The following is a 16,676-nucleotide window of genomic DNA, read 5'->3' as shown; positions in this document are numbered from 1 at the left end:
TGTCGCCAGGAAGGATCAGATCCAGCCACGGGCGCCGGCCTCCACTCCGGCCTGGAAACGCGTCGTCGCGTCCAGCCGTGCCATGAGCGCGGCGATGCGGCGCGTCGCCGTCCGTGTGCTCAGCCCCAGCTGACGGGCGATCGCCTGGTCCTTGAGCCCGGCACGGAGCATCGTCAGCAAGGCGACCTCCTCCGGGGTGGGGCCCTCCTCGCCGGCCGCCGGTGCCGGTGCGCCGATCGGCTCGGCCCGCTCCCAGTACGCCTCGTACAGCTCGATGAGGGCATCCAGCAGACCCGAGGGGTGCACCACGGCGAGGCTGTCGTAGACCCCGCCGACCAGAGGGACGAGGGCCACCCGGCGGTCGATGATGTGCAGCTTGAAAGGGAGGCTGGGCAGGATCCGGGCCTGCTCGCCGAGCGCCGCCATCTCCAGCACCGTCTCGAAACGGCCGGGCCGCTCCATGGACTCCGGGCAGTAGACCGAGCGGACGTCGACGCCGCGGCGGGCCCAGGCGGCGGTCGACGCCTTCTCGGCCTCGTTGGTGTGGGGGAGCCCGTCCGCGCGGTCCAGGTACGGCGGCTTGTCGAGGACCCAGATGTGCGTGCTGACCGAGCGGTTGAGCTCGTCGATGCGCGGCGCGACCACGTCGCGTCCCGACAGCACCTCCACCAGGCTGCCCGGATCGCTGCGCAGCCGTCCGGCCCGGTACTCCTCGGTGAGGTCGTCGACGACCGACCGCAGCCCGGTGAAGGCCGCCTCGGCCTCCAGCCGCCGCTGGTCGAGCAGGGCGGTGAGCGCGGTGGCGGGACCCACGGGGCGGTACCCGCCGCTGCCGTCACGGCGCAGCAGACCGAGCCCGGCCAGCCGGGCCACGGCGCGACGGACGCGGTCCGGAGGGACCCCGGCGGTTCTTGCGTACTCCGTGGGACCGAGGTCCGCCCGGGCCAGGAAGGCGCGGTAGACCTCCTCGTCGAACCGGCTGATACCCAGGGCCTGCAGCACGTACGCGCTCCTCGTGGTGGCGTGGTCCGCCAGCTGTCCGAAGACGCCACAAGATTATCTGGACATCAACCCGCCGTGGGCCGTTCACTTTTGAATCGTTGCCAACACCCGTACCGCGGAGCGGCGGTCCCGCATCGGCCCCGTGCACCCCGCCGCGCCCGGACGCGCAGTGATGTCCCTGGCCTCTTCCCTCTGGAGGACCGAAAGTGACCTCGAAGTCACGCACCAGACCGGCCGCCCTGGTGGCGGCCACCGCCGTCGCACTGGCCCTTTCGTCCGCCGTGCCCTCCCAGGCCGCTCCCACCGCTCCCGCCGCCGGTCCCAGGCCGGTCCCCGTGGCGGGCCACCTCGCCGCCGGCCGCTACATCGTCACCCTCGCCGACCGGCCGATCGCGGCCTACCGGGGCGGAGTCGACGGCATACCCGGCACCGCCCCGGCGCCGGGCGCCAAGGTCGACCTGGCCGACGCGGACGCCGTGCGCTACCGCGCGCACCTCACCGAGGCCCAGCGCGCCACGGCCGCCTCGGTGGGCGCAAGGATCAAGCGCCAGTACGCGGTGGTCACCAACGGGTTCACCGCCGATCTGTCCGCCGCGCAGGTGGCGGAACTCTCCAAGGCCCCCGGCGTGCTGTCGGTCGCGCCCGACACCCTCAACAAGGTCTCCGACGACCGCAACTCCCAGGACTTCCTCGGGCTCACCGGGCGGCACGGGCTGTGGTCCGCCCTCGGTGGCGCCAAGAAGGCCGGCCGCGGTGTCGTCGTCGGCGACATCGACACCGGCATCTGGCCCGAGAGCCGCTCCTTCACGGCCGCACCGCTGGGCACCGCGCGGCCCACCGCCAAGGACCCGTACCGCCCCTACCGCAAGGGCGACAAGGTTGTCATGCGGAAGGCGGACGGCGGCACCTTCACCGGAACCTGCCAGGCCGGGGAGGAGTTCACCGCCGGTGCCTGCAACGGCAAGCTGATCAGCGCCCGTTGGTTCGGCGACGCATGGCTGGCCCGCGTGCCACCGGAGCGCCGCGCGGACTACGTCTCCGCACGGGACGGCGAGGGCCACGGCACGCACACCGCGTCCACCGCGGCGGGCAACAGCGGCGTCGACGTCACGGTCGAAGGGCGCCGGCTCGGCGAGGTCTCCGGCGTCGCGCCGGCCGCCACGATCGCCGTCTACAAGGCGTTCTGGACCGGCAAGGCGGCCGGCGACAGCGGCGGCATGACCTCCGACATCGTCGCGGCCGTCGACCAGGCGGTCGCCGACGGCGTCGACGTCCTCAACTACTCCGCGGGCTCGATCGTCGAGACCGCGCCGGACTCCCCGGTCCAGGCGGCCTTCCGCACCGCCGCGGCCGCGGGCGTCTTCGTCGCCACCGCGGCCGGCAACTCCGGTCCCGAGGTCTCCTCCGCCGACAACGTCGCCCCGTGGACGACCACGGTGGCCGCGAGCACCCTGGCGTCCTACGAGGCCACCGTGCGCCTCGGCAACGGCGACACCTACGTCGGCGGAAGCACCACCGTGGACTCCCCGCTCGGCCCGAAGCCCCTCGTACTGGCCGAGAAGGTGAAGAACCCCGGTGCCTCGACGACCGACGCCGCCCTGTGCCAGGACGGCACCCTCGACCCGGCGAAGGCCGCCGGCGCGATCGTCGTCTGCGACCGGGGGGTCAACCCGCGCGTCGACAAGTCCCACGAGGTGCAGCGGGCCGGCGGCGTCGGCATGGTCCTGGTCAACGTCAGCGACCTCGACACCGACGGCGACCTGCACGCGGTGCCCACGGTGCACCTCAACACCCCCGGTGCCACCGACGTCCGGGCGTACGCCGCCACCGCCGGGGCCGAGGTGAGCCTGCTCCCGGGCGGCACGACCGGCCAGCCGTACCCGCAGATCGCGCCGTTCTCCTCGCGCGGGCCGTCGACCACGAACAACGGCGACCTGCTCAAGCCCGACATCGCCGCCCCGGGCGTCGGCATCCTCGCGGCCGTGGCGCCCGCCTCCAACTTCGGCCACGACTACGACTTCATGACCGGCACCTCGATGGCGACCCCGCACATCGCCGGCCTCGCGGCGCTCTACCTCGCCGAGCACCCCACGTGGTCCCCGATGGCGGTGAAGTCCGCCATGATGACGACCGCCGTCGACACGAAGACGGCGACCGGCGCGAAGAACACCGACCTGTTCGCGCAGGGCGCCGGTGAGGTGCGGCCGGCCGGCATGTTCGAGCCGGGCCTGGTCTACGACTCCACGGAGAAGGACTGGCTCGCCTACCTGGAGGGGCTCGGTGTCGACACCGGCAGCGGTGTGAGGGCCGTCGACCCCAGCGACCTCAACTACCCGACGATCGCCGTCGGTCAGATGGTCGGCTCCCAGACGGTGACCCGGACCGTCACCGCCGTGGACCCGGGTACGTACCGGGCTTCCGTCTCGGTGCCCGGGGTCAAGGCCACCGTGCACCCGTCCGTGCTGCACTTCCGCAAGGCCGGGCAGAAGGCCACCTTCACCGTCACCTTCCAGCTGACGACGGGAAGGTCCGGCGAGACGGTGACCGGCGACCTCACCTGGCGGCACGGCCGCACCGCCGTGCGCAGCCCGGTCGTCCTCAACCCGTGGAGCCTGCTGGCCCCGGCGCAGGTGACGGGTCCCGCCGGCAGCGGCAGCGTCTCCTTCCAGGTGACCCCCGGCACGACGTCCCTCCCGGTGACCCCGCGCGGACCCGTCGCGGCCACCCCGGTCCACAACACGGTGTCCACGGACAAGCCCGAGCAGGACTTCACGTTCACGGTGCCTGAGGGCACCCAGGCCGGGCAGTTCTTCGTGACCCCGGACCATCCCGAGGCCAAGCTGTCCCTGCTGCTCGCGTACGACCCGGGCGACGGCCAGACGCCTTACGTCGTGGGGGACCTGGCGCTCGACCAGACCAGGCCGGTGGTGAGCCTGCCGAGCATGAAGGCGGGCACCTACCTGGCCATCGTCGTGACGCTGGGCAGCCAGCCGGAGCTGACGGAGATCCCCTTCTCCTTCCAGGCCAACCTGATCGGCCCGGACAGCCCGACGACGGCCGGCACCTTCACGGTGACCCCGGAGCACCTCGCCACGAAGCCCGGCGTCCCGCTGACGCTGACCGCCTCGTGGAAGGGCGTCCCCGCCGACCGTCCCGCCACCGGTTACATCGGCTACCCCAACGCGGCGGGAACCCTCGTCACCATCGGCTGACGGGACCGCACGCGACGGCGCCGGCCCCCTCGTCACGAGGGGGCCGGCCGGCACCGGTCCGTTCCGGGCGGCCGGATCAAGGACGTACGGCCCCCGGCCCGAAGGGCCCGCCCGGCAGGCCCTTCGGCTTCCGGCGCGAGCGAGCGGCGGAGGGGGCGTCGTCGTGGAGTCCGCCGCGAAGCCCCGCCACGGCGAAGGCCACCGCGGAGGCCAGCAGCGCCAGCGCCAGCGGTCCCCAGATCGCCGGGATCGACCACATCGGCCAGTCGTTGGCCGCCTGCACCCACAGCGTCACGATCGCCGTGACGCCCATGGCGACGCCGTGCCACCGCACGGCCTTCGCCGCGTTCGCGTGACGCGGCCCCGGCGCGAACAGCGACCACAGCGCCCCGACGAGCCCCACCAGGCCGAACGAGAGGCCGGCGAGCGCGCCGCCGAGGCGGTCCTCGGGCCACTCCAGAGGCCCGTCGCTCGTCTCCTGCCACGTCCCCGCGGCATTCCGTACCCCGACGACCTGCCCCCGCCAGATCAGGCCGACGACCTTGTCGCCCGGCTCCAACTGCGACAGCACGGGACCGGGCCAACGGAAGGTCAGGTGCCACGGCTTGCCGGACGGCAGCGACAACTCCGCCTCGGGCGACTCCCGCTTGCCGCTGTGCGTGTCCACCGACCGCACGGTGAACTGTTGCTCCCACCGGCAGTCCGACACCTTGACGGGTGCGGACGCGCACGGCGGCGCCGCACGGAACTCCCGCTCCCGCACCAGCGCACCGCGCGTCAGGAAGACCATCGCCACCCCGACGGCCAGCGCCGTCACGGCGATCAGCAGCCATATCGCGGCTGGTGACTTCTGTTCCGCCGATCCCACTGTGTCTCCCCACCCCCGTGCGACCCCCGCGCGCCCATCCGATCATGTCGTGCCGAAGGCCGCCCAGGCCCGCAGCCGGCAGCGTCGGACGCGCCGGCCTGCCGGGTCAGGGCAACGAGGGGGGCTCCGGGGCAACGGCGACGCGGCCGGCCCCTCCGTGCGGAGGACCGGCCGCGCTTCGTGCGGACGCGGATCAGGCCAGACCGGTCGCCCGGATCACCGTCTGCGTCACCGTGTCGCCCCGCTTGTCCGAGGCACGCACGCGCAGCGACAGGAACTCGGCCCGCCGCGGCGCGTCCAGACGGACCCGGGCGGCGCCGTCGTCCGCGCCGCGCAGCGCGAGCTTGTGCCACGTCCGGCCGTCGTCGTACGAGACCTCCACCGCGTCGGTGCTGACCCGCCCGGCCGACGCACCCGGCAGCGGGGAAGCGCTGACCGTGAGCTCGGCGTCGCGTCGCGCGGCGCCGGCCGCGTCGGTGCGGATCCCGTAGTCGAGCTGCAGCAGCGGGAGCACCTGCGGGTCGTCCGTGCGCGGCGTCGCGGAGGTGAAGCCCCACTCGGTGCGGGTCGCGGTGGAGTACGGGTACCCCTCCGTCCGCTCGGTGGACGTCACCAGCCGGTACCGGCCCGAGGCCGCCGGGACGTCCCCGCCCAGCCAGCCGCCCTCGGTGCGGGTGACCAGATCGCCGCCCCGGTAGAGCTCGTTCACCTGGGAGGTGGTGCCCGGCCCGACCACACCCGCGTGGTCGCGGCCGCCGTCGCCCCAGGCCGGGATGGTCACGTCGAGCGCGTCACCGCTGCGCCGGGGCAGCCACTGGCTCTCGTTGAGGCGCGGGTGCTCGACGGGGCCGAACCACTGGACGTCGGTGGTGCGTCCCGCCGGGTAGTCGACCAGTCCGGAGAACTGGATGGAGCGGATGCCGTTGGCGGCCTCCTCCATCCAGGTCGCCTCACCGGCCGGGGTGACCCAGTCGGTGCGCTCGGCGCCCGCCGTCGACAGCCGGGTGCCGCCGACCTTGACCCCGAGGTAGGGCTGGATGTCGTAGCGGAACTCGTCGACCTCCGTGCCGGGTTCGTTGCGGAAGCCGACGTCGACCCTGGCCAGTCGGTGCTCGGCGGGCGCGTAGGTCTGCGTCTGCGGGATCGTGCCGTGCCAGGTGTGCACCAGGTCGTACAGGTAGTCCGTCTCGGCGTGGCCGACGACGCGCATCGGCACCGAGCCGGTACGGCTGTCCTGGATACGGCCGATCAGGGTCTCGCCCTCGGTCCGGGAGACGCCCGCGATGACCAGGTCGGTGCGGCGGACGGGCTCCCGCAGCCGGCCGTTCTGGTCGTTCACCACGACGAGCAGCGCGACGCCGGCCTTCTGCGCGGCGGTGAACTGGTCGTCGGCCGCCGCGGCGGCGACCCGGTCGTCGTCGTCCGCCACGAAGCGGACCACCGCCACCTTGCCCTTGGCGTCGGCGGCCGCGTACTCCGCCGCCGTGCCGTTGCCCGCGAACACGGCGGGCAGGGTCTTGGCGCCCTCGGCCGGGCGCCCGGAACCGGGCTGGAGCCACAGGTCGTCGAAGACCTGGTCGCCGGAGGACAGGGCCAGCAGCGGCTGCTGCATGCGCCAGCGCACCGTGTACGCCAGGTCGCCCCCGGAGGCCTTCGGCATGGGCAGCGCCCACACGCTGTCGAAGCCGTCGCCGACGGTCGCGGTGTCGGTGATCGCCGGGGAGCCGTCCTTGAAGGACTGGCTGAAGTCCATGCGGATGTCGCTGTCCGTGGACGTCTTCGGCGTGACGACCTGGGTCCTGCGCAGCTTCGTCCCGTCCAGCGTCGCATCGGTGTCGGCGTCCGCGACCACGACGCCGGTGCGGGCCAGCAGCGCCCGGCCGAAGGAGGACTCGCCGTGGACGCCGCGGACGGCGCCCCAGGTCCAGACGGTGTACGTGCCCGGCGGGACGACGGTGTCCAGCACGCCGTCGAGGTCGGTGTAGAGGGCCTGGGCGAACTCGTCGCCCTTGCGCTGGTACATCACCAGGCCGACCAGCGGGTCGCCGGCGCGGTCGGTGACGTGCACGCGCAGGTGGTGGTACTCGTCCCGGGTGCTGACCGCGAGCAGGGTGCGCGTGGCGGTCTTGCCGTCGACGACGCCCTCCACGTGCCCGGTGAAGCGGGATCCCGCGGGGGCCTTGTCGAGCGTGGTGGTCACGGTGGTGGAGGCGGTGCCGTGGGCGGGCACGGTGAGCTGACGGTCCGTCACGGTGAACAGGCCCTCGGGTGCCCCCGGCGCGTCCACGCGCGGGGTCACGGTGACCGCGGTGTCAGCGGAGTTGGCCCACTCCACGGTACGGGTCACGGTCCCGCCGGACGCCCCGCCCGGGGGGTGGATGCCGGCGTCGGCCGTGGCGGTGGCCACGAGCGTGGCGCCGGTGGCGGCCACCGCGTCCACGCGTCCGTTGCCGCCCGAGTCCGCGGGGATGTCCGGGGTCGCGACGGACGTGGAGACCAGGGCGTCCTTGATCCGGGCCCCGTTCCAGTCCGGGTGCTCCGCCGCCACCAGGGCGGCGACGCCCGCGACGTGCGGGGTGGCCATCGAGGTGCCGCTGAGGGTGGCGTACGAGCCGGTCCCGAAGGGCGCCCACTGGGAGCGGGCCGCCAGGATGTCGACACCGGGGGCGGTGATCTCCGGCTTCATCGCGTCGTCCCGGAAACGGGGGCCGCGACTGGAGAAGTCGGCGATGGCGTCGGAGGAGTCGACGGCGCCGACGGTGAGCGCGGCGTCGGCGGCGCCGGGCGCGGCCACGGTGCCCTCGTACGGGCCGGCGTTGCCGGCGGCTATGGTGAACAACGCGCCCGTCTCGGCGCTGAGTTCGTTGACCGCCTGGCTCATCGGGTCGGTGCCGTCGGTGGGCTGGTCGCTGCCGAGGCTCATGCTGACCACGCGGGCCTTGGCCTCGCGGGCGGCCCACTCCATGCCGCTGATGATCCAGGAGTCGGAACCGCTGCCCGCGTTGCTGAGGACCTTGCCCACGTGCAGCCGCACGCCGGGGGCGACGCCCTTCTCCTTGCCGCCGGACGCGGCGCCGTTGCCCGCGATGGTGGACGCCACGTGGGTGCCGTGGCCGTGGCGGTCGTCGACGTCCTCGCCGGGCACGAAGCTGCGGGAGTTGGCGACGACGCCGTCGAGGTCGGGGTGGCCGGTGTCGTAACCGGTGTCGAGGACGGCGACGTCCACGCCCTGGCCCGTGTCGCCCCCGGCCCACACCTCGGGGGCGCCGATCTGGGCGACGCTGTCGGCGAGGTCGGCCTTGACCTTGCCGTCGAGCCACACCTTGCGTACGCCGCCGGACAGGGCGGGGCCGCTCGCCGCCACCTTCGCGGCCGCCTGCGGGGTGGCCCGGCCGGTCAGGTCGGCCCAGAACTCCGCCGCCTGGTCGTGGTCCTGGGTGGTGGCGGTGCTGTCGATGCTGGTCAGCGCGCGTGCGCCGGTGGCCCCGTCGGGGAGGGACGGCGCCGCGAGCTTGCGCCGGGCGTCGGAGGAGTAGGTCAGGATGACGGGCAGGCCCTTGGACCGGTCGTCGTCGTAACCGTCGGCGATGAGCCGCGTGACGTTGAAGAGGTCGGTGTCGAGCAGTCCGGCCGCCACGTACCGCTCGGCGGCGAACGGGTAGACGTAGGTGTCGCCGTTCTGCGTGGTGATGCGGGCGTCCGCGCGGTGGCCGCCGGGGCCCTGCACGGTGACGGAGGCACGGCCGTCGCCGCCCGGCGTGACGGTGACCCGGTCGCCGGTGATGAGGGTGACGGTGCGCGGGCTGGAGCCCGAGTGGGCCCGGCCGGTCACGACCACGTTGTCCGTCGAGGAGGAGGGGGTGGCGTGGTCACTGGCAGACGCCGGTGGGATCGCCATCAGCATTGCCGCGACACCCGCGACGATCGGCAGGCCGGTTCGGCCCGGGAAGAGCGGTCTCACAGGGGATCCTTCACGTTAGATCCATCCAATGTCCGCCGCATGCTAGCGAGTTAAACGATTCAACGGGCCGGGAAACGAGAGTGGAACAGCGGCGTCTTTCCGCCCGCTGTCGGGATCGCGACAGGGTGAGAACCCCGGCCGCCGTCGCCGCGAAGGGCACGGTGGCGAACGCCGTCGACGCGTGCCACGAACTCCTTGTCGACGTGGCACGGTTCATGGCGGCCGATCTCGGGACCGTGATCCGTGGACGCCCCGTTCCGGTGACCTCGGGCTCGCTGCCTCCGGGCCTCACCCTGAACCCCGGCACGGGGCAGATCGCCGGGACCCCCACCACCGCCGGGGCGTTCACCTTCACGGTGACCGCCTCCGAGACGGCCCCCGCGCAAACGGCGCAGCAGGCCTTCACGTTGACGGTCTCCGCGGCGACGTGCGCCACCGTCACCCCGACCATCACCGGGACCAACAGTGCCAACGTCATCTTCGGCACCCCCGGCAACGACGTGATCTTCGCCCTGGGCGGCAACGACGTCGTGGACGGCCGCGGCGGTGACGACCTGATCTGCGGCGTGGCCGGCAACGACACGCTGACCGGCGGGGCCGGCAACGACCGCATCGAAGGCGGTGACGGAAACGACGCCCTGACCGGCGGTGACGGCGACGACGCCCTCTTCGGTGACGCCGGCAACGACGCCCTCTCCGGCGGTCCCGGCACCAACACCAACAACGGCGGACCCGGCACCGACGCCTGCGTCAACCCGGCCACCGGTCCCGGCTGCAATCCCTGACCGCTCACCGGCCCGCCGTCACGGCGGCGGGCCGGACGTCCGCGCGGAGCCGACGGCGGCTCGACGGGGCCGACCGGCCCGGGCGTCGCACCGCGGCCCGGCTGACGTCCGGCGACGGCGCTACCGCGGTGTGCCGAGGCGGTCGACGAGGTCGTGCCAGCCGGCGTCCAGCCGCTCGATGGGCATGCCCCGGGCCGTGAGCAGGTACTCCACGAGCACGGTGTCGAGGTAGGCCTGCAGCGTGTGCCCGGTCAGTTCGACGTCGCCGGGGGCGCCCGCCTGCCGGAGCAGCAGGGTCAGGTGCGTGAGCCTGAGCTGGTACGACGGGTTGAAGCGGCGGCTCTGCTCCCGGCGCGCGGCGAGGTACAGGTCGCGATGGGCGTGCTCGTGGCGCATCACGGCGGGACCGAAGGCGCGCAGCCGCTCCAGCGGCGGGGCGTCCGGTCCCAGGGGCGGCGGACCGGTGAGGAAGGCCGCCTGGATCTGCTGCTCGATGTGGTCGATCAGCGCGAGCATCAGCCCCGTGCGGTCGCCGAAACGCCGGAAGACCGTCCCTTTGCCGACCTCGGCCGCGGCGGCGACGGCCTCCATGGTCACGTTCGCCGCTCCGTGCTCGGCGGCGAGTTCGGCCGCCACCTCCAGCAGGCGCCTGCGGTTCCGTGCGGCGTCGGCGCGCAGCCGTGGTGGCTCGCCCGCCGGTGTGAGGGTGAGGCCGGCAGGTCCGGCGGAGGCGTCGCGCACGGGGAGGACGGCGCGGTGCGGCTCGGTCATGGCCACAGCGTAGCGGTGGGAATAGAAGTGGACCGCGGTCCGTTTGACTGGTACAACATGTAACCGGACCACGGTCCGCTTTCAGTTCCTAGCAGGGAGTTCGCCCATGTCCGTCCGCATCCTCGCCCTCGTCGGCAGCCTCCGCGCCGGTTCGCACAACCGCCAGCTCGCCGAGGCCGCCGTCAAGCACGCGCCCGAGGGCGTCGAGATCACGCTCTACGAGGGTCTGGCGGAGGTCCCCTTCTACAACGAGGACCTCGACGTCGAGGGCGCGGTGCCCGAGGCCGCCGCCCGTCTGCGCGCCACCGCCGGCGCCGTCGACGCGTTCCTGCTGTTCTCGCCCGAGTACAACGGCACCATCCCGGCCGTCCTCAAGAACGCCATCGACTGGCTGTCCCGCCCGCACGGTGCCGGTGCCCTGTCCGGCAAGCCGGTCGCCGTGGTCGGCACCGCTTACGGCCAGTACGGCGGCGTGTGGGCCCAGGACGAGGCCCGCAAGGCGGCCGGCATCGCCGGCGCCTCCGTCCTCACGGACGCCAAGCTCTCCATCCCCGGGTCCGTGACCCGCTTCGCGCAGACGCACCCGGCGGACGACTCCGAGGTCGTCGAGGGTCTGACCCAGGTCATCGAGCAGCTCTCCCAGGCCGGTGCCGGCGTCGCCGCCTGAGCCCCCTCCACGCCGGGACCCCGCGGGCCGTCGCCCGCGGGGTCCTCGCGTCTTCCGATCCGGCCCCGTGCACGGCGGTGCGGGCGGGCCGTGAGGAGGCCCGCCCGCACCGATGGGATCCGGCGCCCCGCGTCAGCGGAGGCCGAAGGCCCGGATCACGGTCTGGGTGACCGCGTTGCCCGCGGAGTCGTGCGCACGCGCCCGGAGCGAGACGAACCGGGCCTGCTTCGGGGCCGACAGCTTGAAGCGGCCGTCGTGCCCGCAGGCGGTCTTCCGCCAGGTACGCCCGTCGTCGTAGGACACCTCGAGGGAGACGTCCGAGAGGGAGCCCGCGCCGACGGCGCCCGGGAGGTGGGCGGCCGTGACGGACAGCGCGTCGTTCCGGGCGGCCCTGCCGTCCGCGTCGGTGGCGATGCCGTAGTCGATCTGAGGCAGTGGCAGCACCGCCGCGTCGTCGCCCGCCGGGGCCTTGGACGTGAACTCCCACTCGGTGTGCGTGGTGGCGGAGTAGGGGCTCACCGAGGCGTCACGGCTCGCGTCCAGCACCAGGCGGTAGGGCAGCCGGCCCGTACCGGGGGCGGTGCCCCCCATGCTGGTGTTGGTCGTGCTCTGGCCCAGGCGCGTGCCGCCCTGGTAGAGCGTGAGCGTCTGCCGTGTGCGCTGGTAGTCCATCGACATGCCGACGTGGTCCGCGCCACCCCATGCGGGGATGTCGAAGGCCAGCCAACTGCCGCTGCGGGTGGGCAGCTTGTAGTTGTCGTTGAGGTACGGCCGCTCGACGGGCTTGAACCACTCCTGGCTGTGCCGGCTGCCCGCCCGGTACGTGGTGCGCGGTTCGACCTCGTACAGCAGACCGTCGACGTAGGCCTCCTGGCCCCAGGAGTAGCCCGGTCCGGTGGAGACCCAGTCGACCCGCCGCGAGTTCACCGGCTCCCGCATCGTCAGGCCGATGCCCCAGTTGGAGTACACGGGCCAGTCGAAGCGGAACTCGCCGCCGCCCTGGGCCGGGTCGGGGCTGTCGAAGGTGACGTCGACCCGGGCCAGGTTCTTCGTGCCGCCCTTGACGACGAGGTGGCCGGGGATCTCGTTGTGCCACGTCCACATGAGGTCGTAGACGTACGGGCTGACCGGCTGCGAGCCCACCTTCAGCACGGCGCCCCGTGCCGACGCGCGGCGCAGGAGCCGTTCGCCCTCGTCGGTGCTCAGCAGCGCCACGTCGATCCGGGCGGGCGTGAAGGGGTCGTCGGTGTAGCTCCGCAGCTGGCGTCCCGGCTGGTCGTTCACGACGAGCAGGAGCCTGGCGCCCGCCGCGACCGCCGCAGCGGCCTGTTCGGCGTCGCCCACGGTGCCGCCCCGGCGCACGACCACCGCCTTGCCGCGCGCGTCGAGCCCGGCGTAGTCCGCGCTCGCGCCGTCACCGGCGGCCACCAGGGGGAACGCGTAGTGGCCCTGGGCGAGCGCGGTGACGTCCTCCTGCCGCAGGACGTCGGTGAACGCGTCGTTCCCGGCGGTGACGGACAGCGCCGGCTGCTCCTTGCGCCAGCGGGCGCCGAGGTGGAAGTCGCCGTGGGTGATCTCGTGCGTGGTGGGCTGGGCCCAGAGGCTGTCGTAGCTGGTCTGGGTCTCCATGTAGTCGCGCCAGCTGCCGCCGCCCATCGCGCGGTTGTACTCCAGGCGCTGGTAGGTCACCTCGGTCGGCTGTGGTGTCGTCATGTCGACCCGCTGGAGCTTCGTCGCGTCCAGCGTCACCGTGCGGTCGCGGTCCATGACGACCTCGGGGTCGCCGAGCAGTGCCATGCCCATCGAGTGGGGACCGTGCACGCCGCGCACGTCCTTGAAGGACAGTACGGAGTAGACGTCGTCCGGGAGCCAGGTCTCCAGCCGCCCGGTCTGGTCGACGAGGTAGAACGCCGGGTCGAAGTCGCCGGAGCGCAGCACCTCGACGACCCCGGACATGGGCTTGCCCGCGCCGTCCTTGAGGACCATCGTCAGCCTGTGGGCGGCGTCGCCCAGCGACACCGCCGTGTGGGTGACCGTCCTCCCCGCCGTGTCGGCCGCGACGACCTGACCTGACCAGCGGCCGTTTCCGGTCCCCTTCGAACCGTTGATGGTGACGGTGACCTCGGCGGTGCCGTGCGCCGGCACGACGACCCGGGACGCGGACAGCGCGAACAGCCCCGCGGGGGCGTTCGGGGCCTGGACGGACAGGGCGAGCGTCACCGGGGAACCCCCGGTGTTGGTGTACGTGACCGGGCGTGCGACCGCGGCGGCACCGCCACCGGCCTCGGCCTGGCCGGTGAACGCGGTCGCCGAGGCGAATACCTCGGCGCCGAGCGCCGAGGGCACGTCCACCCGCCCGCTGCCCGCCTGGAACGCGTCGTACTGCGGGGTCTGCTTCGAGCTGCTCACCAGCAGGTCCTTCAGCTGGGAGCCGGTGAGCCCCGGGCGCGCGGCCGCGAGCAGGGCCGCGGCGCCCGCGACGTGCGGGGTGGCCATGGAGGTGCCGCTGAGCGTCTGGTAGCTGCCCTCACCCTCCGGCGCGTACTGCGAGCGGGCCGCCAGGACGTCGACGCCGGGCGCGGTGATCTCCGGCTTGAGACCGCCGTCGCCGACGCGCGGACCCTGGCTGGAGAACCAGGCGACGTCGTCGGAGGAGTCGACGGCTCCCACCGTCAGGGCGGCGTCCGCCGCTCCCGGCCCGCCGATACTGCCGGGCGTACCCATGTTGCCCGCGGCGATGACGAACAGCGCTCCGGTCTGCGCGCTCAGGCGGTCGACCGCCGCACTGAGGGGGTCCGTGCCGTCGGACGGGGTGTCGGAGCCCAGGCTCATGCTCACGACGTCCGCGTCCTGGTCCACCGCGGCCCATTCCATACCGGCCAGCACCCAGGAGTCCTGGCCGGAGCCCGAGTCGGCCAGCACCTTGCCCAGGTGGAGGTCCGCGCCGGGGGCGACGCCCCTCTCCTGGCCGCCCGAGGCGGCCCCGGTGCCGGCGATGGTGGACGCGACATGGGTGCCGTGCCCGTTGCGGTCCGTCACGTCCTCGTCCGGGACGAAGGTCCGGGTGGCGGCGATCCGGCCGGACAGGTCCGGGTGCCCGGTGTCGACACCGGTGTCGAGGACGGCGACGTCGACACCCTTGCCGGTGTCGCCGGCCGACCACGCCTGCGGGGCGCCGATCTGGGCGGTGGTGTCGGCGAGATCGGCCTCGACCTTGCCGTCGAGCCAGATGCGGGCGATGCCGGAGCCGAAGGCGGGGGTGTCGCCGGAGGTGGTTTTGGCGGCGTGCGATCCGGCACCGGGCGCGGAGGTGACGGCCTGCCAGAAGTCGGCGGACCGGTCCCTGTCCTCGGTGAGGGCGGCACCCTGGACGCTGCTGAGGTCCCTGACCCGGGTGGCACCGCGCGGCGTCGTGGAGCGCAGGCCGGCGGCGGTGCCGTAGGAGACGATGAGCGGCAGCTGGTCGAGGTGCGCGTCGTCGTAGCCGTCCGCGACGAGCTTGCTGATGTTGAACAGGCGCCGGTCCAGGGTGCCCGCCGCCACGTAGGGGAGGGCGGATTCCGGATAGACGTAAAGGTCCCCGCGGGACTCCATGATGTGCGCGCGGCTCTGGGACCCGCCCGCGCCGCGCACCTCGACGGTGCCTCCGGCGGTACCGGACTGCCGGGTGATAACGATGTCACCCGTGATCAGGGTAACCGTGTGGACGCCCGCGGGCACGTTGCCCCGCGCGGCCGGGGCGTCGGAGCCGGCGCTCCCGGGCGAGGCGGCCTGGGCCGCCTGGGCGGCGGACAGGGCGGCGGGTTGCGCCATCGACAGGAGGGCGGCGCCGGTGGCGGCGAGCACGCCCCAGCGTCTGGGTGATGGTCTCAAGGGATCCCCTGGCTGTTCCGTGGGGCCGGGGTCGGCCCGACGACGGTTCGGACTGCCCCGGTGGGGGCGGTCGCATCCTGGCCCCAAACCCGGGGACGGGGGCAGGGCGTGCGAGGTGATCTTTCCCACGTCCGCAGCGCGACCGTACGGGTTTGGGATCGTCAAACCCGTCCCCACGTGCGGAAGTTGCCGACCGGACCGATGGCGCGGCGCACCGTTGCGAGCCCGGCGGCCGCCGAGGCGTACCTGGGGGACCGGCCCGGCCGTCGTCGAGCCCTTCGAGAAGCGCGTACGCGCCGCGGTCGCCAGGGGGCTGGTGAGCTTCAGGTTCCGGCACCGCGTCGACGAGGTCGTGCGCACCGCCGGCGTCGTCACCGGGGTCCGCGGAGCCGTCCTGGAACCGAGCAACGCCCCTCGCGGCACCCGCAGTTCGCGCACCGTCGTCGGCGACTTCGAGCTGCGCGCCCCGGTCGTGATCGTGACCTCGGGCGGCATCGGCGCCAATCACGACCTGGTGCGCCAGAATTGGCCGGCCCGGCTCGGCGCACCGCCGAAGAACATGATCTCCGGGGTGCCCGAGCACGTGGACGGCCGGATGCTCGCCATCACCGAGCGGGCCGGCGGGCGGATCGTCAACCCGGACCGCATGTGGCACTACACCGAAGGTCTGCAGAACTACGCCCCGATCTGGGCCAAGCACGGCATCCGCATCCTCCCCGGTCCCTCCTCGCTGTGGCTGGACGCCACCGGCAGGCGGTTCTCCGCCCCGGACCTGCCCGGGTACGACACCCTCGGCACGATCAGGACGATCACGGGCACCGGGTACGACTACTCCTGGTTCGTGACCACGCAGAAGATCCTGGCGAAGGAGTTCGCCCTCTCCGGCTCGGAGCAGAACCCGGACCTCACCAACAAGGACATCCCCCTCACCCTCTCCCGCCTGTGGCAGACCCCGGAGCCCATCGAGCGGTTCAAGAAGAACGGCGTCGACTTCGTGGTCTCCTCCTCCCTGTCCGGGCTCGTCGCCGGGATGAACAGGCTGACCGGGCAGGACCTCATCGACCTGGCCGACCTCAAGCGGCAGATCGACGCCCGCGACCGCGAGATCGACAACCCGTACACCAAGGACGCCCAGGTGATGGGGATCCGCAACGCCCTGGCGTACCCGGGCGACTTCCTCAGCCGTACCGCCACGGCCACAAGATCACGGACCCGGCCGCGGGACCGCTGATCGCGGTACGGCTGAACATCCTCACCCGCAAGACGCTCGGGGGTCTGCAGACCGACCTGTCCGGCTGGGTCCTGGACGCGGCGGGGGAGCCGGTGCCGGGCTTGTACGCCGCCGGTGAGGTCGCCGGTTTCGGCGGTGGCGGCGTCCACGGTTACCGCTCCCTGGAGGGCACGTTCCTCGGCGGCTGCCTCTTCTCCGGCCGTCAGGCCGGGCGTGCGGCGGCGGCCGCCACGGCGACCTGAGGGGCAGATCGTGAAGGTACTGCCCTACGACGTCAAGGTGCCGATCATCTGCCAGACCCCGGGC

At 73.3% G+C, this 16,676-nt stretch carries 8 protein-coding genes and 1 pseudogene; 4 read left to right on the top strand and 5 right to left on the bottom strand.

Features of this window, described 5'->3' with window-relative positions:
• Positions 1-15: 15 nt before the first annotated feature.
• Positions 16-1,002, bottom strand: a complete 987-nt coding sequence (locus tag ABZ312_RS32415; protein WP_500324579.1) for a LuxR C-terminal-related transcriptional regulator — start codon at positions 1,000-1,002, stop codon at positions 16-18.
• 206 nt (positions 1,003-1,208) lie between these two features.
• Here ABZ312_RS32415 and ABZ312_RS32410 point away from each other — a divergent pair, with 206 nt between their 5' ends.
• A complete protein-coding gene (locus ABZ312_RS32410; protein WP_500439306.1) occupies positions 1,209-4,214 on the top strand; it encodes a S8 family peptidase in 3,006 nt (1,001 codons plus the stop codon).
• 76 nt (positions 4,215-4,290) lie between these two features.
• Here ABZ312_RS32410 and ABZ312_RS32405 read toward each other — a convergent pair whose 3' ends face one another.
• Complete coding sequence (locus ABZ312_RS32405) at positions 4,291-5,082, bottom strand: hypothetical protein (protein WP_500324583.1); 792 nt, start codon at positions 5,080-5,082, stop codon at positions 4,291-4,293.
• Between the two features lie 193 nt (positions 5,083-5,275).
• Positions 5,276-9,043, bottom strand: a complete 3,768-nt coding sequence (locus ABZ312_RS32400) for a S8 family serine peptidase (protein WP_500439305.1) — start codon at positions 9,041-9,043, stop codon at positions 5,276-5,278.
• A gap of 125 nt (positions 9,044-9,168) precedes the next feature.
• On the opposite strand from ABZ312_RS32400, the gene ABZ312_RS32395 reads away from it, so the two are divergent.
• Positions 9,169-9,828, top strand: coding sequence for a calcium-binding protein (locus tag ABZ312_RS32395; RefSeq protein ID WP_500324585.1), 660 nt, complete (start codon positions 9,169-9,171; stop codon positions 9,826-9,828).
• 120 nt (positions 9,829-9,948) lie between these two features.
• On the opposite strand, the gene ABZ312_RS32390 is transcribed toward ABZ312_RS32395, so the two are convergent.
• On the bottom strand, positions 9,949-10,599 hold the full coding sequence (locus ABZ312_RS32390; RefSeq protein ID WP_499515799.1) for a TetR/AcrR family transcriptional regulator: 651 nt from the start codon (positions 10,597-10,599) through the stop codon (positions 9,949-9,951).
• Positions 10,600-10,705: 106 nt separating this feature from the next.
• Here ABZ312_RS32390 and ABZ312_RS32385 point away from each other — a divergent pair, with 106 nt between their 5' ends.
• Complete coding sequence (locus ABZ312_RS32385) at positions 10,706-11,266, top strand: NAD(P)H-dependent oxidoreductase (RefSeq protein ID WP_500324587.1); 561 nt, start codon at positions 10,706-10,708, stop codon at positions 11,264-11,266.
• A 132-nt stretch (positions 11,267-11,398) separates the two neighbouring features.
• Here the strand turns inward: ABZ312_RS32385 and ABZ312_RS32380 are convergent, their stop codons facing one another.
• Positions 11,399-15,139 (bottom strand): S8 family serine peptidase, encoded by a 3,741-nt coding sequence (locus ABZ312_RS32380; protein WP_500356368.1) that lies wholly within the window; start codon positions 15,137-15,139, stop codon positions 11,399-11,401.
• Here ABZ312_RS32380 and ABZ312_RS32375 point away from each other — a divergent pair.
• Positions 15,099-16,612 (top strand): annotated as a pseudogene (locus ABZ312_RS32375) (FAD-binding dehydrogenase). The gene ABZ312_RS32380 and the pseudogene ABZ312_RS32375 sit on opposite strands and share 41 nt — an antisense overlap.
• Positions 16,613-16,676 lie beyond the last annotated feature (64 nt).

The organism is Streptomyces sp. NPDC006207 (assembly GCF_040613835.1).
In the GTDB taxonomy this organism is placed as follows: domain Bacteria; phylum Actinomycetota; class Actinomycetes; order Streptomycetales; family Streptomycetaceae; genus Actinacidiphila.
Note: the sequence above shows the minus strand (reverse complement) of the source record. Positions and strands in the feature narration are given on the sequence as shown.

What these genes read in the sequence shown, in the direction of transcription:
- ABZ312_RS32390 (WP_499515799.1), bottom strand. Translation starts at nt 10,599, where the DNA reads ATGACCGAGCCGCACCGCGCCGTCCTCCCCGTGCGCGACGCCTCCGCC.
- ABZ312_RS32385 (WP_500324587.1), top strand. Translation starts at nt 10,706, where the DNA reads ATGTCCGTCCGCATCCTCGCCCTCGTCGGCAGCCTCCGCGCCGGTTCG.